Here is a 14,593-nt window from a genome sequence, read left to right as displayed (position 1 = left end):
TGAACGGCTATTCGGTGGGCCAGGCCGGCAGTTTGGCCCACTGCTTCAGCGGGGTCTGAACGGGCAAGGGGTCGACCTGGCGGAGACGTTTGGCGAACATCTCGTGCTCGGCGACGGCGCTGTGGCAGATGTTGCGCCAGTATTCGGCGCGATCCCGCACGGTCGGCTGGGCGAGCAGGCCGTCGGCGATGACCGACCAGGCTGCGACGGCGTGCGCGATGGCTTCCGGCTGGTCCTCTTCGTAGAGGAAGCGGGTCAGGGCCTGGTTGCCGCAGGTTTCGCAGGAGCATTTGGGGGCTCTGCTAGGTGCCGCACCGCACAGCTTGTTGATCTTCGACCCTTTCCACCAGCACATGAGCTCGGGGATCAGGACGCTGGGCGACTTGTCGTTCTGGACGAACGCGAAGGGCTTGCGGGGCGGCGGAACGGTGTGGCGGATGCTGCCGCCGGTGCCGATCGCCGCGGCGAAGGCGCCGTGGGCCATCAGGTCCAGGCCGTTGAAGTCGGTGCAGATGGGCATGAGCGGCACGGTGGCAGCCAGCGTCCGCAGGTTGGGGATGATGCGTGCCGACTGGGTCAGCGGATCGCCCTGTTTGCCGAGCACGAGCGCGACCGGGCAGCCGGCATCCTGCAGGATGGCTTGGGTCTGGGTGAAGAACGCCCGGTCGAGCAGTGAGATGTCCAGCGGTGCCACGAAGAGCACGTCGGTGCGGCCGAGCGCCTTCACCTGCTGCGCGGCGGCCTGCAGGCTTGCCGTGTCCCCGGCGCCGATGTACCCGGTCGGGGTGCAGGCCGCTGTGTATCCGGCGTTGATCTGCGCGTTCAGAACGTCGCCGAGGGTGGGGTTGGTGCCTTCGAGGCCGCCGTCGGGCAGCAGGAACGGCTTGTCGGGCGTGGCCCGGTGGTGGCCGTAGGCGTCGGGGTCGAGCAGAATCGGGCCGTCGTACTCGAAGGATTCCGCGAGGGGAATCGGCTTGCCCGGGCTGGGGCCGACGATCACCAGGCCGCTGCGGGCGGCTCCGATGACCGGCCGCACAGCGGGGACGTGGCTTCGGCGTGCGTACACCAGCACACGGTCAACGAGGGCACCGACGGCTCCCGGCGGGATCGGCGGATACGGCTGACGGCCCAGCCATCGCCAGCGTTGCGCCAGGTCACCGGCGAGGTTGCCGTGGGCCGGCGCCGTCGCCTTGTCCCCAGGTTCGGTCATCGTCCATCCTGGTAGGTACTCGTGCCGGTGACGGCGTCACCGAACAGATTGGTCAGGCGCGCCGGCGTCGTGCCGGCCGCCGCTGCTGCGGCGTCGACACCACCGGTCGCGTGGATCGCTGCCCGGACGATCTCGGGAACTCGCCGGGGGGTCTCCGCCGGCAGCGGTTCCGGTTCCTCGGTACGCCAGCCCAGCGCAGAGATCTGCGCGCTGATCGTCCGGTAGCGGGAGTCGGTGATCACCGCCAGGTCGGCGGCACGGCGCAGCACGGCCGCGGCGGAGATCTGCCATTTGGCCTTGAGTTGCAGCAGCCGGGCCGGCGTGACGGGGGCCGCGGTGAGGTCCGGGTAGATCTGATCGTTCGGCGCGAGGAACTCCCCAGCGAACGCCTGGGCCATCTCCTCCGCGTCAATGCCGGAGCCGGGAACACTGACGCAGTGTCCGACCTCGTGCATCAACGTGAACCGCTGACGGTCGATCGGCGCGTCGGTGTTGATTACGAAGATGGGCGGCTCGCCCGGCGGATGCAGGCTTGTCGCGTCCACCTCGCGGCCACCCAGCGACATCGGCATCACCAGCGCCCCGAGCTGCTCGGCGACCTTCGTGGCCGAGGCGACGGCGCCCGGGCCGATCCCGAGTTGGGCGCGCAGCTGGGCGGCAACCGCCTGCGGGCCGACGGCGCCTTCCACTCGGGTCGGCGACACCGTGAACGCCGGCAGTGGGACGTCGGCGGCGTCCGCGAGCCGGTTCAGATAGAGGCGGGTGAGGTTGATCTGGGCGTGCAGCCGCCGCAGAGTCGATGCTTTCGTCGAGCGCCGGTTGCGGTGGTACAGGCAGCCCTCACCGAGGGCCCACAGCTTGACGTCCAGGATCAGCAGGTCCGGGGTCGTCTCCAGCACCGTGGCGAACTGCTTCAGCCGCGTCCCGATGACCGACAGCGCACCCTTCTCCGCCCGGGAGACGTAGCCCTGGGTGGTCTTCACGGTGCTTCCGGAAAGCCGGCTGAGGCGGTCGGCGATGTCGGCCTGCGTCAGCCCGAGCGCTTCGCGGGCGGCGACCAGCAGCTGAGGATTCGCTGCCGGTTCCTCGATGGAGAAGAGTGCTCCCACAAAGTGGACCCTACTCCATGCCGACAAAGATGCGCAAGATTATTCCGACGATCATTCGGCAGATTGCTCGAGGTGATGGGGCGGATGGAATCCGGCAGGATCCCCGGCCATCTCCGTCAGTGTCGGCGGTCCGGGTTGCCGTCCCGGAACCCGGCCGCGTACCAGGTCACGAGGCTTTGCCGATGCGGGCGCGCCGCCTCAGCCACGCCCACACCGCCGCCGCCCGCCGTCGGAATCGGTCCGCCACATTGCTGGCCGAGGCTTGATGGTGCCGGTCGGAACGGTCGTGGCCACGGTCCTTGGCCCGCTGCTTTCGGACCACTCGCTCGTTACGGCCGGGAGCCGGGAGCCGGGAGCCGGGAGCCGGGAGCCGGGAGCCGGGAGCCGGGAGCCGGGAACCGGGAACCGGGAACCGGGAACCGGGAACCGGGAACCGGGAACCGGGAACCGGGAACCGGGAACCGGGAACCGGGAACCGGGAACCGGGAGCCGGGAACCGGGAACCGGGAGCAGCCGCTCAGTGTCGACATCTTCGAAGTCGGCATCTCGGCGCTTGCGAACGCCGTGGTGGCTGAGGATGACCTAGCAGTCCGGAACTATGCCGTGTCGGCGCAGTATCGCTTGAACGCAGACGAGGGCACAGCCGTCGAGCGCCACGATCGGACGGCCGGAGCGGGCCAGGCGCATCAGAGATGGCACGTCCCTGCCGGGCCAGGCGATACAGGACATCTCCGCGACGCCGAGCCGGTCGAGCCTGATCGCGAGTGCGTTGGCCAGCTGCGCCGCGCTGGAACAGCCGGAACAGGAGTACACCAGCGGGATGCGGTTCGCCGATGAGCTGCCGTCGCCGTCCCGCTGGGCTGTGGTCACGGTGCGTTGCTGCATTTCGTCGGCCATGGCGGGCTCCCTGTGGTGGCCTGCAGGATCGGGTTCGGCGTGGGGCTGCCTCCGTCGATCACAATGGTTTCTGCGGCAGCAGTTCGGCCAGGTCGTCGGGGTAGGCGAACGAGCCGGGCTGGTAGCTACAGGCTGGTTCCTCGGCGTGCAGGTTGCCGGTGACCGCGTAGGCGCGGGCCCGGGATCCGCCGCACACGGTGCGGAACTCGCAGGCGCCGCACCGCCCTTGTAGCAGGGTGGTGTCGCGGAGGTCGGTGAACAGTGGCGCGGTGCGGTAGATGTCGACCAGCCGCTGCCGGCGTACGTCACCGCCAGCTACAGGCAGGAAGCCGCTCGGGTGGACCTGGCCGCGATGCGAGACGAAGACGAAGCCGTTGCCGGCGCTGACCTGCAACGGTGGCCGGCGGGTGCGGCATGGCCCGTCGAGCAGGCCCAGCTCGTCGAGCTCCTGCCTCAGCCGCCGGTACAGCGGCCCGAGGCCCAACGCCTCGACGGCCGGGACCCCACGGCGGGCCAGGACGGCGCGTTGCAGGCACACTCGCCGGAAGTGGTGAGCCTCGGTGGTCTTGACCGGAATCGTCTCGCCGAGGTCGTACAGGATGTTGAGGACGTCCTCGGTGTCGGCGGCGCCGAGACCGGGCAGGGCACGGCCGCGTCCAGTGGGTACCAGGAAGAAGACGCTCCACAGCATGGCGCCGCGATCGCGGACCTGCGCGGCGATCTGCGGCAGGTCGTGGAGGGTGTCGCGGGTGACGGTCGTGTTGATCTGGACCTTCAGCCCCAGGTTCGCGGCGTCGTGCCATGCGCGCATGGTCAGCGCGTACACGCCGTCGACACCTCGGAACCCGTCGTGGGCCGCCGGGCCGGCGGCGTCCACGCTCAGCGAGATGGCGCGGGCGCCGGCGTCACGCAGAGCGGCGAGGGCCTCCCGGGTGAGGGTAGGTGTGCCGGACGGGGAAACCGACACTGCGAGGCCGAGGTCCGTGCCTCGGCGGATCAGGGTTGTCAGGTCGGGGCGTTGGAACGGATCACCGCCGGTGATGACGAACAGGGGCGCGGGACGGCCGAACTGCGCCACCTGCGCCATGAGGTCGACAGCCTCGCTTGTAGTCAGCTCGTACGGGTCCCGCTGCGGTCGGGCTGAGGCGCGGCAGTGGAGGCAAGCCAGTGGGCAGGCCTGCGTCGCCTCCCAAATGACGATGAACGGCCGGTCGGACGTCGACTGCCGGGGCCGGCGAAGCTCGCGGGCGCGGTCGCGAGCTTCGCGGCCTGCGCCGGGCCTGCGGTCGCTGGCGTTGGCCAGGTCGGTGAGGTCCCGCACTCCCATCTCCACTCGTTCGAAGCGTCGCGACCATCGCCATGGCGGGTTCGCGTGTCAGCGAACCGGCCGCCACGGATGGTCGGGGTCGGTCGGCGTGGCCCGGTCGCCGGTCACGCGAATGCGGTAGCCCGGCGCGGCGTAGGTGTCGGGCACAGGGCCGAGGTAACTGTGGCCGGTCAGATGACACCAGGCGGGCAAGTCCAGCGGTGCGGCCGGGTCGGTGGTAAGCAAGTGAATGATGGTGCCGGCCCGCACCGTCCGGATTAGGGCCCGCAACTCCAGCAGCAGGCGTACGCAGCCGCGATCACCGCCATCAAGCAGGACGAGCGGTTCAGTGGGCGGCATCGGCTCTCCTGCGGTGCGGTTTCGGTCGGACGGTTCGCCTGTCCGGTGCCGATCAGCGTGCCTGTTGCACTGGCGACGCGGATAGAGGACAAGGTCCCTACCGCCGCGGACTTTCACTGATGTGCCGACGACTTGCGTCGAGCCGTTGGCGAGTTGCAGCCGCTGACGACGGGCCGTTCCTGACGGCTATGTCCGGCGAGCGGCTAAGGGCCCGGCCCGAAGACCTGATGTTGTGGGACTGGGACACCACCTGGGTCCAGTTCGACAACGAGGAACACCCGGAGCAGGCCGCCTGGAAGCAGGAACTTCAGCCCGCCGTGAGCTGACCGGCCGGCGCCGCCGGAAGTATGTCGGTCCCGCCCGTGGCGCACCCCGGCGGGACCCACAGGTCAGGAGGAGGCCCGGGTCGCTGCCAGCACCCGCTCCTTGGCGGCACGGCTGGCAACGGCCCACCGGGCGACCAGCCCGGAGACGATCGCCGCCGCGGCCAGGAAGACACCGGCGCCGGCGAACGTGACGGCCGGGGCAGCGTCGATGGCCAGTGGCAGAGTCAGCATCCCGACCGTGCCTGCGGATCGTATGACGGTCTGGTCGACGGTGATCAGCCACAGCCGTTCGGGCCCTTCGAAGTCCGCCAGCCGGGCACGTAGCGTAACTGCGGCGGCCGGAGTCGCCAGGCCGGACAGCAGCCCGAAGCCGATCATCACCGGCAGCGACGGGGCGGCACTGTAGCCGATCAGCGCGATACCGGTGACCCCCCACGCGCAGCAGTACGTCGGTAGCCACCGGGCCGCCTGCACGTTTCCGATGATCAGGTTCCCGGCCAGCGCCCCGACTCCGATCGCGGCCAGCACCAGGCCATACCCGGCGGCGCCCTGTCCGAGCCGGGAAGCGAGTACTGCCGGAATCCCGACCGCGGACACCGCGGCCACGAAGAAGCCGATCCCATGCAGACCGAGCACGAACACCAGGACGAATAGGGTGACCAGGCCGCCCCGGTCCGGAGACCACAGCAGCGGCACGGCGCACGCCGCGGCTGCGCGGCCGGCGTCGAGCTAGGCGAGGGCCCCGAAAGACGAGAACCGGGCGATCAGCCGACGGCCGAAAGTGCCGATCACGATGTACGGCACCGATTCGATGACCGCGACCAGGCCCATCATCGCGGCGGAGCCGGTCGACGCGTATACGACCCACATCACGGCAAGGCCGTACAGCCGGTTCCCGAGCACGCTGAGCATGGCCGATGACCACAGCACCAGGACCGGCCGCTGCCGCAGCAGCCCCAGATAGCCCACGCCCTGCACCTCCGCAAGATCAGGTGACGGATCCGTGCCGTGCGGATGCGTGCGACTTTGGTCAGCGGCTTGGGCCGCAGGTCATCGCGGCAAGGTAGTCCGTCGATCTGACGCGCGCGACCCCAACACGTTAGCGAGGTCCCCTCGTCACCCATCCGTGCGCGCTACTCCCGGCACCCGGGAGCGGCACACGTCGTCGACGGTGCGGAGGTTCCTGGTCGTGGGACATGGCCGCGTACTAAACAGCGTGTAGATGGTCGGCGGCCGGGCCTGCGGAAGCAAGCGAGCGGGGTTCGGGATCGGGACGCAGGTCCCTGTTCGACACCGTGCAGCGGAGAGCAAGCTGAACCTGCGGACCGCAAGAATGGAGGCACGATGACTGAGCCCAGCTCTGGAGCGATGTGGAGTCGACGGTCGCACGCGTTCGGCCTGCAGCGGCAGGCCCGCAGCGAAGCTCTCACCCTGGCCACCTCCTGGCCCTTGGCTGCCGGGGCGGCGGTTGTCGGCCTGGCGGCGGGTGTGGCGTACTCGCGGCCTGCCCGCCGCTGGTATCTCACCTGGGGTGCCACTGCCGGTGAAGCGACCACACGGCTGCCCGGCGACGAGCTACTTCCGCGGGCCGACGTGACGTCGACGCGTGCGGTCGCTATCGACGCGCCAACCTCTGCGGTGTGGCCTTGGCTGGTACAGATGGGGAGCGGCCGCGGTGGCGCCTACACATACGACTGGATCGTGAACCTGTTCGGGCTCGGTATGCACAGCGCCGACGAGATCCTTCCGCAGTTTCAGAACCTCGCCGTCGGTGACGTGCTGCCGGTCGGCCCGGGTGGTCCCGGCATGCGAGTCACGATCCTCGACGATCAACGGTCGTTGGTGTTCTGGTCCGTCGATGGCACCTGGGTATGGATCTTCCATCTGCAAGCTGACGGCTGCATGACGCGGCTGGTGAGCCGCAATCGGATCGTGTTGCCGGACGCTTCTTGGTTCGGTCGGCTGGCCTACCGGCTGGTGATGGAGCCCGGCAGCCTGATCATGGAACGACGCATGCTGTTGGGCATCAAGGAACGCGCTGAACGGATCGCCCGCCGCAGCGTCGCGAGACCTGTCCGGCAACACGGCGCGGCACCTGGAACGACTCCGTGATCCTCTATTTAGCCACGGGACTGGCAGGTGCCAGCGATTCGGACTGTTAGGGCATCATCGGCCCTTACGCGCCGCGCATGCAACCGCCCAAGCTTGTCAGCGGCGCGTTTCACCGGTTCAACGTCCGCACCAGCGCGTCAGTCCGCCGTTGGCTTCGCAGCCGCTGATCTCCAGGGTCTATAGGCCGTGCTGGTCGAGGCCTCCGGGCCCTGCCAGCAGCCGATCTGGTGCCGCACGCTGAATCCTATGATCTCTGTTGCTTTCGGCCTGATCGGTGCTGTCCTGATCATCGCTGGCTTTGTCATGACCGCCCAGGGCTGGGCAGGACGTCGGGATGTCGGCCGAGAGTTAGCACAGCAGCACATCAGATTCCCGGCCGGAGAGAAGCTGCCCGCCGCCCTGACGCGTTATGCCGGCGTGCAGGTGCAGAACGGGGTGCAGGCGCGGGCCTATTCCGAGCTGATAGCAGTTCACGTTGTCAAGGCCACCGGCGGCCGCACGTACTCGCAGATCGCCGACGAATGCATGGCGGGTGGACGCGATGATGAGCGTTTGGCGCGCCTTCGTGAGACCGCGTTCATGGGGCAGAGCTTGCGCGGGGCTCTCCTGGGCGCATACCAGGCCTGGCAGGTCACCTTGCTGGTCATGGGTCTGGGTGCGCTGTTCGCCGCAGCCGGAGCAGCATTTGTTCTTCTCGCGCTGCAGGGTAGTTAGCGATCCGACACGGGCAGTGCGACACCTCTACCACCGAACTTCAGTTGTTGGTGCTTTCCGAACACATCGTGCGCTTCGGTGGTATTCGCTGGAGAACAGCCGACTGCCTGCGTAGGCCGGCTGCCAGCCTCGGTGGAGGAGTGCTCAATGAACGGAGCGGTGATGGACAAGGACCGTGAGCGGCAGCGCCGCCGCCTGCAGGCTGACCTGCCAATGCTCGGTAAAGTCCTGTCGGCAACGTCAACGAAGTCCGCGCGACCATCCTGCGGCACGTGATCAGCGACGACTCCGGAGAGAGGAAGAAGCTGGACCAGGAACTCGCCGGCTTTCGCGGCCAGGTTGACGTCCTGTGGAGCGAATACATCTCGACAGAGGCCACCACCGACGAGCAAACCGCCCGCGATGGGTTCCGGACGGGATTGGCTGCGTCTCGCCGGATCGCCGACGAGCAGGTCCTGCAGCCCAGCCGCGCCGGCCGGATTGTGGAAGCAGCTGCGGCCGCGAACAGCAGCTACGACCTAGCATTCGACCAGGTCAGCGAAGCGCTCTTAGTCCTTGACCGGTTGGAAGAAGCTCAGGCTCAGGCCGGCGCTGACCATGCCGAGTCGACCTATCAGTCTGGGCGCACCCTTCTGATCATCATCCTCGCTGCCGGTTTCGTCCTCTCTCTGGCCATCGGTGTCCTCGTGGCCCGCACGGTCAGCACCGTGCGGCGACGTAGCCCGTACTGTCTCCGGCGTCGCCGACGTAGCCGCCGCGACCGCCGAAGGTGCGCGCACCACCCAGCAAGCCGCAGACAGTCTCACCCGCCTGGCCACCGACCTCACGGATATCGTGGGCAGTTTCCGCCATTGACGCCGGAATCCTCGGCATGCCAGCGAACTCGCGATCAATCCCTCATCCCTAGGGAGTCTGCTGCCGGGCCGGCCAGCGGGCCGACGGGCCGGCCCGGCCAGGCGCCGTGGGGGTTTTCGCATGCGCCGGCACTGCTGCTGACGAAGAACGCACAGATACGAACGGTCTCGTCTGATCAGACGAGACCGTTCGGAGGAAACGTCCTCCGCCGCGAGCGAGCGTTTGCAGGAGGGCGTCCTTGATAACCTCCCTGCGAGTCTGACACGGTACGGACGTCAGACGGATTCGTTCCGCTCAAGGGGGCATCCGCGCAGCCGCACCCACCAGCTGTTGGGTGTCATAGGTCGCCTTGGTGGCCGCTGGCGCGTTGGCAGTCCGCCAGCCGGCGGCGGGCCGAGTGCAGGCGGTCGCCCATGACCTGCAGGAAGCGTGTCGTCAGTTCGTAGCCCAGTCCCGGATCACTCTGGAACAGGGCGCGAACCAGTGGGCCGTTGAACGTCAGGGCGTGCGTGGTGTTGACGGCGACCGCACCGAACTGCCAGCGATGCGGTGGAAAGAGCCAGGAGCAGCCCAGCACGGTCGGGGATCGCAGGGTCTCCAGGACGAAGTTGTCGTAGCCGGACACCTCGCTGTCGAGGAATACTCGGCCATCGGTGATCAGCCAGAACTGCTCGGCCGGTGTGCCCTCGCGGAAGATCCGGTTTCCGGCGTGGAACATCGATCGGCTGGTCAGTGGTGCCAGCAGACTCAGTTGGTGGTCGGTCAATCCGGCCAGGAACGGCTGTTGTCCGAGCGTTTCGACGGTGGTGAACACGTCTGCTCCTCAGAGTCGGATTGCCGGCGGGGGTCACCGGCGTACACCCTTTAGTCAAGCGTCGATGGGCCGCGCTCGGTGAGGGCCGTACGGTATTCCCCTGCCAGGGCGAAGGGCCCACGCGGCAGGAGGTGGCAGGAGTTGATCGGTCCGTGCGTGGCGGCGGCGCCAGCCTCGGAGCATTCAGCCAGGTCCTTGGTGACGTGATGTCCGACGTTCGCTCGCTCCTCAGCCATGCAGATCGCGTCCGAGGGTGGTCAGCCCGCCGTGAACAGCGGGGTGCTGAGGTAGCGTTCGCCGCCGTCGGGTAGCACCACCACGATGGTGTGCCCGTGGTGGTCGGGCTGGCGCGCGATGATGGTCGCGGCGTGCAGGGCGGCGCCGCTGGAGACCCCGACGAGCAGTCCTTCGGTCTGGGCCAGCTGGCGGGCGGCGGCGCGGGCCTGTTCGATGTCGACGCGGACGACGTCGTCGTAGACGGTGGGGTCGAGGACTTCAGGGATGAAGCCGGCGCCGATGCCCTGGATGCCGTGTGGTCCGGCCGGGCCGCCGGACAGCACGGGCGACTCGGCGGGTTCGACGGCGATGACGCGCAGGGCGGGGTTCTTTTCCTTGAGGACCTGGCCGACTCCGGTGATGGTGCCGCCGGTGCCGACGCCGGCGACGAGCGCGTCGACGTTGCCGTTGGTGTCGTCCCAGATTTCTAGGGCGGTGCTGTTGCGGTGGGCGTGCGGGTTGGCGGGATTGTCGAACTGGCGGGGCAGGAAGGCTTTCTGTTCGTCGGCGAGTTGCCAGGCGCGGTGCACGGCTCCGGGCATCCCTTCAGCGGCGGGGGTGAGCTCAAGATGTGCCCCGTACGCGGCGAGCAGGGCGCGTCGTTCGGCGCTCATGCTTTCCGGCATGGTCAGGGTCAGTCGGTAGCCGCGGGCAGCGGCGACAAGGGCGAGGCCGATGCCGGTGTTGCCGCTGGTCGCTTCCACGATCGCCGCGCCCGGCGTCAGTTCGCCGCTGCGTTCAGCGGCATCGATCATTGCGATGGCTATGCGGTCTTTGACGCTGCCTCCCGGGTTGGCGGACTCGAGTTTGCCCAGAAGTTGCGCGGGCAGGTCGGCAGCGAAGCGGGCCAGCCGCACGAGGGGGGTACGGCCGATCAGTTCGGTGACGTCGCTGTAGATCATCTGTCAAGGCTCCTGGACGGTGCCGGCCTGATGCCGGGCGTAGGCGGTAGAGAGGGAAGGTGTCGGCACGGCAGTGGGGGCACGCAGCCGCGCCCCGGCGGGCACGTCGGTTGCGACCAGGCAATGAGCACCGATGTCGGCGTCGTCGCCGATGTTGACGGGCCCGAGGACGGTGGCACCGACACCGAGGATCACCCGATTGCCGATGGTGGGGTGGCGGCGGCTTGCTTTGCGGTCGCGTCGCCAGCCCCGGCCGCCGAGGGTGACCCGGTGGTACATGGTGACGTCATCGCCGATGCGGGCGGTTTCGCCGATGACGACGCCGGCGCCGTGGTCGATGAACAGCCGTCGGCCGATGGTGGCGCCGGGGTGGATTTCGATGCCGGTGAGTAGCCGGGTCAGCTGCGACAAGGCCCGCGGCAGCAGCGGCAGCCGGCAGCGGTGCAGGCGGTGGGCCAGGCGATGCGACCACAGCGCCCACAGGCCGGGGTAGAGCACGGCCTCCAGCACGCGGACGCCGTAAAGAGCGGGATCTTGGCGGTATACGGCACGCAGGTCTTCAAGCACGTCAGCTTCTCCACGAAAGACGGTGTCGGGGTGAAGTGACGGCGAGCGCGGAAGGGCCGCCCGTCGCGGGCATGGCCCGTCTGTCCTGGCGGAGGTTGTCCGGGGCGCCGTCAGCGGCGCAGACACCATTCGTCGAAGACGCGTCGCACATGCGCGCCGGTCATGGGCACGGCGAATCGGTGGCCGGCCAAGAGGTGCCGTGTCGTCCCGGGTTCGCTCATGATCGCAACCGTAGGCCCGTGTAACGCCGCCGGACAGGGTCCAACGGCCTTGTCACAAGCGACACGGAACGTGAGTCGGGTGAGCATCGTGAACGGTCAATCGGCACGGCAGCGGCATTGACCGGACCATACGGTCCGGCGTGCGTCCGGAAACTGCTTCCAGGTCGCATCGTTTCTCCGGCTCGCGGCGCACGTGTTGCACGGCCGACGAAGCCGACTCTCGTTCATGGGCGGCGTCAACGGATCGGTGGCGGTTGCGCAGCGTACGGAAGTCGTCCGGTGCAAGCGTGCGCGCCGAGGCCCGCGGTGGATCGCCGCATTGGTTTCCTCGGCACGGGCGGCCTATGGTGGGCCCATGCTTGCTGCCGCGCGCCTCATGGACCCGGGCGTCGCCGTCGCGACGCCCGCGCCGGCGCGCGCACACCGGACCGCTGCGGCGCGTCTGGTGACCACCGCAGTGCCGCAGTCGACGACGGTGGCGTCCACCTACGGGCTGCCGAGCCCGATCCGTGCCGGGCGTGGTCCTCCCGCAACCGTTCCATCGCAGGAGACGGCCAGGAGGGCGAAGCTACCGAGCTTCGGCCTTTTTTGTTTTCCGGAAAGGATCGGTTTCGACATGAGCACTGACATCCACGGGCACGCAGACCAGCAGTGGCTCGCCACTCAGCGGGCGGCGCTGACCACCGAGTTCGCACAGCAGAGCGCCCGGCTCACCGAACTCACCGCGGACACCGGCGACCCTGCTGAGGCAGACACCCGCCCGGCTCTGCTGGCGGCCACCAGGCAGAATCTGGCGCAACTCGGCGACGCGCTGCGCCGGATCGCCGAAGGCACCTATGGCCGCTGCCAGGGATGCGGGCAGCAGATCAATCCGGAGCGGTTGGAGATCCTGCCGTACGCCGCCTTCTGCATGCCCTGCCAGCGGCTGCAGAAGGGCTGAGCCCGCTCGGGGCTGCAGCTGCCGTGCCGGTTCAGCCGGCGCGGCGGCACCCCGATTCTGCCGTCTGCGCCACCCTGTGTCGCCCTTCCCTGTGCGCTTGAATGAGGTCACCGTGACCATGCCATTGGAGTCCGTAACCACGAGCCCCAGCCGGACTACGCGTGCGCCTTCTCCGACCGCCGTCGCGGTCGATCTCGGCAGTGGTTGGGTCCGGCTCTGGGCCTCCGATCGGGGGATGCTGCACGCTTCCAGCGGCACCCTCGTACGTCGCGGCAGGATCGTCGACGCGCCAGGCTGTCAGGCCCTGCTGACGGGACTCGCGCGCCGCTTCCGCAAGCCGCTGCCGGCGGGGGCCGTGGTGGTCTGCTGCCAGCCGGTCAACGCCACCACCGCCGAGCAGTACGCCCTGCGACGCCTCATGACCACGGTCTTCGCTCCGTCCCGGCTGATGTTGCTCGACACGGTCCGGGCCGCCGCGATGGACGCCCGTGTCCCGACGGGTCCTCTGCTGGTCGTCGACATCGGCGCCCAGCTGACCGAGATCGCCGTCCTCGACCGCGGCTTCGTCGTGGCGGCTCGCAATCTTGATATCGGAACCTGCGACGTCGGCCCCGCCGCCGGCCCCGAGGTGCTCACCGACGTCATCAATCGAAACGTCGCGATCCTGCTCACCGAACCGGCTGTCACCGAGGTCGCCTCCGCCGCAACCGCCAACGGAATGCTCCTGGCCGGTGACGGCGCCCTACTTTCTGGTCTGCCGGAGTGCCTGTCCCGTGTCCTGGGCATCTCGGTGCGATGCGCCGCCTCCCCGCGGACCGCGGCCCTTGACGGTGCCGGGCAGGCCGCGCTGGCGGCCCTGCGCCACCCCGCTGTCTGACAGGTGCAGTTGAGGTTCGCCACGCGAACCTCCCAGGTGGGAGCCGGCCAGGCGCCGTTGTCAAACACGGGACTGGGCGGGGAGGGGAGGCGACCCTCCTGGTCCGGCGCGGCAGCGCCTTCTTACTGCGAAATGTCGGAGGCTGCGCAGCTCGCCGGCGTCGGCGGACTGAACACCGGCTGAGGCCAACGCCGGTGTACGTCCGCCGCCGGACCGGCACGGGACAGGCGCTGCCGGGTCCGGCGGCGATGGTCGCGGTGTGTTCAGGCGGCGACGGGTACTCGGTGCAGCCGGATCTGCCACACGTCGGGTCCGTCCTGGAGCCAGTCGGCGGTCATTCGCCCGCCGTAGTGGGCGTCGATTTCGGCGAGCAGCGGCAGCGGGGCGTGCGGCGCCACGAGTACCAGAGCACCGTCGGCGGGCAGGGTGTCGAGCGCTGCCAGGACTTGGGCGTGCCGCTGTCCGTGCGGCAGGTCGCGTACGTCCAGGCGCGGGTCGATGGTCAACACCGCGGCCGACGCGGCGGCGGCGCCGGGAGCGTCGCCGCCGCAGCCGCAGCTGCCGTGGCCGCCGCAGCCCCCGCCGGAGGGTTGTCCGGTGTGACCGCCGATCAGGTCGTGCAACCCGTCGAGTAGGGCGGCGAGGCTCACCCCGGCGGCGGCAACGAGCAGGGGAACGACGAGTTCGTTCTCTTTGCGCAGGTGGGTGGCGAAGACCGCCTGCAAGGCGCGGGCCGCTGCGGCGGCCGCGACCGGCGCGCTGGTTTCCGCGAGCTCGGTGACGAGCGCGGCGATGATCCGATGTTCGTCCAGCATGCCGTCGATCAGCAGCCGGCCTTCGGGCAGTTCGGCCGCGGCCGGGTACAGCGCTGCTTCTTCAGCTTTGGCGTGCGGGAGCAGCTCGGCGTGCAGCCATCCCAGGAGGTCGTCGCGGAACTGCCAGACCTGCCGCAGGCTGCCGATCTCCGCCGCTTGCAACAGGTTGTTGACGTGCCTGGTCAGGTCCGCGGCCAGCTCGCTGTGGTGTGCGACGACGGCCTGTGCCGCGCGCCGGTCCGCTCCGGAATCTTGTGACATGAAACCCTCCAGGGTTTTGACGCCGTTTGGC

General features: G+C 69.0%; 15 protein-coding genes and 1 pseudogene. 5 read left to right on the top strand and 11 right to left on the bottom strand.

The genetic code is table 11. The features are described from left to right. Positions 1 to 7 precede the first annotated feature (7 nt). The 7 genes from AB0F81_RS01570 to AB0F81_RS01540 form a co-directional block, all read right to left on the bottom strand. The gene (locus AB0F81_RS01570) at positions 8 to 1,000 is read right to left on the bottom strand and encodes a hypothetical protein (RefSeq protein WP_360189200.1); all 993 of its coding nucleotides are present in this window, start codon (positions 998 to 1,000) and stop codon (positions 8 to 10) included. A gap of 206 nt (positions 1,001 to 1,206) precedes the next feature. Then, the gene (locus AB0F81_RS01565) at positions 1,207 to 2,319 is read right to left on the bottom strand and encodes an XRE family transcriptional regulator (RefSeq protein WP_328465959.1); all 1,113 of its coding nucleotides are present in this window, start codon (positions 2,317 to 2,319) and stop codon (positions 1,207 to 1,209) included. Positions 2,320 to 2,901: 582 nt separating this feature from the next. Next, entirely contained in the window at positions 2,902 to 3,216 is a 315-nt protein-coding gene (locus tag AB0F81_RS01560; protein WP_328465957.1) for a putative zinc-binding protein, read from the bottom strand. 58 nt (positions 3,217 to 3,274) lie between these two features. After that, positions 3,275 to 4,543 (bottom strand): TIGR04053 family radical SAM/SPASM domain-containing protein, encoded by a 1,269-nt coding sequence (locus AB0F81_RS01555; protein ID WP_328465955.1) that lies wholly within the window; start codon positions 4,541 to 4,543, stop codon positions 3,275 to 3,277. A gap of 48 nt (positions 4,544 to 4,591) precedes the next feature. Then, positions 4,592 to 4,882 carry a sulfurtransferase TusA family protein gene (locus AB0F81_RS01550; RefSeq protein ID WP_328465953.1) on the bottom strand — a complete coding sequence of 97 codons (291 nt, stop codon included), beginning with the start codon at positions 4,880 to 4,882 and terminating at the stop codon, positions 4,592 to 4,594. A 389-nt stretch (positions 4,883 to 5,271) separates the two neighbouring features. Next, positions 5,272 to 5,904 carry a hypothetical protein gene (locus AB0F81_RS01545; protein WP_328465951.1) on the bottom strand — a complete coding sequence of 211 codons (633 nt, stop codon included), beginning with the start codon at positions 5,902 to 5,904 and terminating at the stop codon, positions 5,272 to 5,274. 33 nt (positions 5,905 to 5,937) lie between these two features. After that, entirely contained in the window at positions 5,938 to 6,177 is a 240-nt protein-coding gene (locus AB0F81_RS01540) for a hypothetical protein (protein WP_328465949.1), read from the bottom strand. Positions 6,178 to 6,552: 375 nt separating this feature from the next. On the opposite strand from AB0F81_RS01540, the gene AB0F81_RS01535 reads away from it, so the two are divergent. The 3 genes and pseudogenes from AB0F81_RS01535 to AB0F81_RS01525 form a co-directional block, all read left to right on the top strand. Beyond that, positions 6,553 to 7,320 carry an SRPBCC family protein gene (locus tag AB0F81_RS01535; protein WP_328465947.1) on the top strand — a complete coding sequence of 256 codons (768 nt, stop codon included), beginning with the start codon at positions 6,553 to 6,555 and terminating at the stop codon, positions 7,318 to 7,320. Between the two features lie 246 nt (positions 7,321 to 7,566). Further along, on the top strand, positions 7,567 to 8,034 hold the full coding sequence (locus AB0F81_RS01530) for a hypothetical protein (RefSeq protein ID WP_328465945.1): 468 nt from the start codon (positions 7,567 to 7,569) through the stop codon (positions 8,032 to 8,034). A 248-nt stretch (positions 8,035 to 8,282) separates the two neighbouring features. Further along, positions 8,283 to 9,131 (top strand): annotated as a pseudogene (locus AB0F81_RS01525) (MCP four helix bundle domain-containing protein); the annotation flags it as partial. Between the two features lie 95 nt (positions 9,132 to 9,226). Here the strand turns inward: AB0F81_RS01525 and AB0F81_RS01520 are convergent. The 3 genes from AB0F81_RS01520 to epsC all read right to left on the bottom strand — a co-directional run bounded on the left by AB0F81_RS01520 (position 9,227) and on the right by epsC (position 11,448). Next, positions 9,227 to 9,703, bottom strand: coding sequence for a cyclic nucleotide-binding domain-containing protein (locus AB0F81_RS01520; RefSeq protein ID WP_328465933.1), 477 nt, complete (start codon positions 9,701 to 9,703; stop codon positions 9,227 to 9,229). Positions 9,704 to 9,960: 257 nt separating this feature from the next. Then, positions 9,961 to 10,881, bottom strand: a complete 921-nt coding sequence (gene cysK / locus AB0F81_RS01515; protein ID WP_328465931.1) for a cysteine synthase A — start codon at positions 10,879 to 10,881, stop codon at positions 9,961 to 9,963. 3 nt (positions 10,882 to 10,884) lie between these two features. Next, the gene (gene epsC, locus AB0F81_RS01510) at positions 10,885 to 11,448 is read right to left on the bottom strand and encodes a serine O-acetyltransferase EpsC (RefSeq protein ID WP_328465929.1); all 564 of its coding nucleotides are present in this window, start codon (positions 11,446 to 11,448) and stop codon (positions 10,885 to 10,887) included. A gap of 576 nt (positions 11,449 to 12,024) precedes the next feature. On the opposite strand from epsC, the gene AB0F81_RS01505 reads away from it, so the two are divergent. Next, the gene (locus AB0F81_RS01505; RefSeq protein WP_360189190.1) at positions 12,025 to 12,609 is read left to right on the top strand and encodes a TraR/DksA C4-type zinc finger protein; all 585 of its coding nucleotides are present in this window, start codon (positions 12,025 to 12,027) and stop codon (positions 12,607 to 12,609) included. 235 nt (positions 12,610 to 12,844) lie between these two features. Continuing rightward, positions 12,845 to 13,486: a rod shape-determining protein gene (locus tag AB0F81_RS01500; RefSeq protein WP_328465925.1), complete on the top strand. Its 642-nt coding sequence runs from the start codon at positions 12,845 to 12,847 to the stop codon at positions 13,484 to 13,486. Positions 13,487 to 13,749: 263 nt separating this feature from the next. On the opposite strand, the gene AB0F81_RS01495 is transcribed toward AB0F81_RS01500, so the two are convergent. Continuing rightward, entirely contained in the window at positions 13,750 to 14,562 is an 813-nt protein-coding gene (locus AB0F81_RS01495) for a DUF2249 domain-containing protein (RefSeq protein ID WP_328465923.1), read from the bottom strand. Positions 14,563 to 14,593 lie beyond the last annotated feature (31 nt).

Origin of the sequence: Actinoplanes sp. NPDC024001 (assembly GCF_040638955.1) — a bacterium.
Classification (GTDB): Bacteria; Actinomycetota; Actinomycetes; order Mycobacteriales; family Micromonosporaceae; genus Actinoplanes.
The sequence above is the reverse complement of the archived record's forward strand: the minus strand, read 5'-3'. Positions and strand labels throughout refer to the sequence as shown.